The sequence below is a fragment of the Parafrankia sp. Ea1.12 genome (assembly GCF_900465275.1).
Lineage (GTDB): Bacteria > Actinomycetota > Actinomycetes > Frankiales > Frankiaceae > Parafrankia > Parafrankia soli.
Genome location: NZ_UBIZ01000342.1, coordinates 1 through 2874, shown reverse-complemented (window position 1 = coordinate 2874; position 2874 = coordinate 1). Strand labels below are relative to the sequence as shown.

Here is a 2874-nt window from a genome sequence, read left to right as displayed (position 1 = left end):
GCGGGGTCTGGCCACCCGCTACGACAAGACACCCGAAAGCTACGCCGCAGGACTCCACCTGCGCGGATCCATCCTCTGGCTACGCACCCTGCCAACCCCATGATCCGAACTTGGAACAGACCCTAGTGGCCTGCGCCCGGTTGGGACGTCCCGCGGACCGGCCGATCACCGACCGCGTCACCACGGGGGAGACCTACCGCAAGCTCACCGCCGAACTCGTCCGCCGCGCCCTGACCTCGCTCGGTATCGCGGGGATCAACTCGGCAGTGGCGAAGAACCCCGGCGCGATCAGCTTCCCGGTGGAGATCCACCGCGACGGCCCCGGGCACCTGGCCATCGTCGACCTGCCCTACGGGGTCGAAGCAGGTGAGGTCATCGCCCGGCGTGGCCGGTTGGCGTCCGGTCTGCGGCTGCCGCTGGACCAGGTGTGGCCCGACCCTGCCCCCGGCCACACGGGGCGGTTGGCGCTGTGGGTCGGTTACCAGCCTGCGTCCGCGATGCGCCAGCCCGCCTGGCCGCTGGCCAAGGCCGGGCAGGTGGACGTGTTCAAGCCGTTCGCGTTCGCGACCACCCCGCGGATGACCACGGTCGACGTGTCGCTGATGTCGCGGAACTGGCTGTTCGGTGGCCAGCCCGGCAGTGGGAAGACGTTCGCGTTGCGGCTGCTCGTGCTCGCCGCCGCCCTCGACATCCGGGTGGAGATCCGCGGCTACGAACTGAAAGGCGTGGGGGACTTCGCCCCGGCGGCGCCGGTGATGACCGAGTACGGCAACGGCTTCGACGACGACACGTTGGAAGCCTGCGCGGCGATGCTCAAGTGGCTGTACGACGAATGCCGGCGCCGCTCCGAGCGGATCGCGTTCTACGCCGCCGCGGGCAAGGCCCCGGAGAACAAGGTGACCCCGGAACTGGCGTCGCTGAAGGGGTCCGGGCTGCACCCGCTGGTCGTGTGGATCGACGAGGCACAGGAGCTGTTCCGGTCGCAGTGGGGCAAGGACGCTGCCGAGTACGCGGAGAAGTGCATCAAGCTCGGCCGCGCCCTCGGTGTGATCCTCATGCTCGGCACGCAGATCCCGGACAAGGACAGCCTGCCGACCGGGATCACCCGCAACGTCAACAGCCGCTACTGCCTGTCGGTGGCCGACCAGACCGCGAACGACATGATCCTCGGCACGTCGGCCTACAAGAACGGCTACCGCGCCACCGTCTTCGAGCCCGTCGTGCAAGCCGGGTGGGGCATCCTCGCCGGCTTCGGCAAGCCGCAGGCGAACCGCTCCTACTACGTCGACGGCGACCAGGCCGACCGGATCATCGCCCGCGCTGTCGAGCTGCGAACCGGAGCAGGCACCCTGCCCGCACCGGCGGAGCAGACCCGCACCACCGCCCCGGCCGCCGACGTGATCGCCGACGTCGCCGCCGTCTGGCCGACAGGCGAGGACAAGGCGTGGAACGAGAACCTGTGCGCCCGCCTGGCCGACCTGCGCCCCGACGTCTACAGCGGATGGGAGTCCGCCCAGCTCACCGCCGCACTCAAGCCGCACGGCATCACCCCCGTCGACGTCGGCCGCCGCATCGACGGCAAGGCCGTCACCCGGCGCGGGATCTCCCACACCGCGATCCTCGCCGTGGTAGCGGAGCGTAACCGCAAACGGAAGGCGGAGTAGCCCGTCGGGGGCTGCTAGCGCTAGCGGCCACCCCTGCTAGCGCTAGCAGATCCCCTAGCACCCCACACCAACCCTGGCCAGGGCTCTAGCAGATAGCAGCCCACGGCCAACCACGCCCAAAAACGCCCCAAGGAGCGGTTTGTGACCCCCACCGCCGCACTGCTAGCCGCCCTCTCCCTCCCCCTCACCACTGTCACGCTCGGTTACGTCCTGCTGTGCTGGGTCCGGCCGTTCGGCCCCTGCCCGCACTGCCACGGCACCGCCCGCACCACCAGCCGCATCGGCCGCCGCACCCGCCCGTGCCGGCACTGCGACCACACCGGCCTGCGCCTGCGCATCGGCCGCCGCGCCTACAACACCCTCCGCCGGCTCCTGCCCTGACACCCCCAGGGGACCCGCCATGACCGTCCTGCTCACCCTCGCCGCACTCGCCGCGCTCACCCTCATACGCCCCGCACGGGCCGCCCTCGACGCGATCGGCCGCGCCCTGCGGGCCGTCCGCCGGCCCGCCGTCGCTCTCGTCCTGCTCACCCTCGCCGTCCGCATGCCCGGACCGGTCGGCGACACCGCGACCACAACCCTGATCACCCTCGCCGGCCTCGCCGCCCTGGCCGTCGTCGTCGTCCTGACCGCCGTCGCGCTGCGCCTACGCGCTTCCGCCTGATTTGAAGGGAGCCCCACCCATGGCGAACGAGACCCCGTTGACCGTCGTCGGGAACCTGACCGCCGACCCGGAGCTGAAGTTCACCCCGGCCGGGGTGGCGATGTGCCGGTTCACCGTCGCCTCCACCCCCCGCCGTTACGACAAGACCACCAACCAGTGGGCCGACGGTGACGCGATGTTCCTGACCTGCACCGCCTGGCGTCAGGCTGCCGAGCACGCCGCCGAGTCGCTGGCCAAGGGCACGCGGGTCATCGTCACCGGCCGTCTGCGTCAGCACCACTGGACCACCGACGCCGGAGAACACCGGTCGATGTTCGGCCTCGACGTCGACGAGGTCGGCCCGTCCCTGCTGTTCACCACCGCCACCGTCACCCGTGCCGCCCGCGGCACCACCCGCACCGAGGACCCGTGGTCCACCGCCACCCCGACCCGCACCGGCGGCGGCGCCGGTGACCGGACGGAGCAGGGCTACAGCGAGGAACCGCCGTTCTAGGCCCGCCCCGCCCACGGCGGAAGAGACGGGGGCAGGCCCGGCCGGACCCCGGA

The 2874-nt window shown here is 71.5% G+C and carries 3 protein-coding genes and 2 pseudogenes; all 5 read left to right on the top strand.

All coding sequences use genetic code 11. The features are described from left to right. A pseudogene (locus tag FMEAI12_RS40010) lies at window positions 1-103 on the top strand (IS5/IS1182 family transposase); the annotation flags it as partial. 31 nt (window positions 104-134) lie between these two features. Further along, a pseudogene (locus FMEAI12_RS19160) lies at window positions 135-1664 on the top strand (cell division protein FtsK); the annotation flags it as partial. Between the two features lie 141 nt (window positions 1665-1805). Beyond that, window positions 1806-2045: a hypothetical protein gene (locus FMEAI12_RS19155; protein ID WP_112107096.1), complete on the top strand. Its 240-nt coding sequence runs from the start codon at window positions 1806-1808 to the stop codon at window positions 2043-2045. Window positions 2046-2064: 19 nt separating this feature from the next. Further along, on the top strand, window positions 2065-2328 hold the full coding sequence (locus FMEAI12_RS19150) for a hypothetical protein (protein WP_112107095.1): 264 nt from the start codon (window positions 2065-2067) through the stop codon (window positions 2326-2328). A gap of 19 nt (window positions 2329-2347) precedes the next feature. After that, the gene (ssb, locus tag FMEAI12_RS19145; RefSeq protein ID WP_112107094.1) at window positions 2348-2821 is read left to right on the top strand and encodes a single-stranded DNA-binding protein; all 474 of its coding nucleotides are present in this window, start codon (window positions 2348-2350) and stop codon (window positions 2819-2821) included. Window positions 2822-2874: the final 53 nt, after the last annotated feature.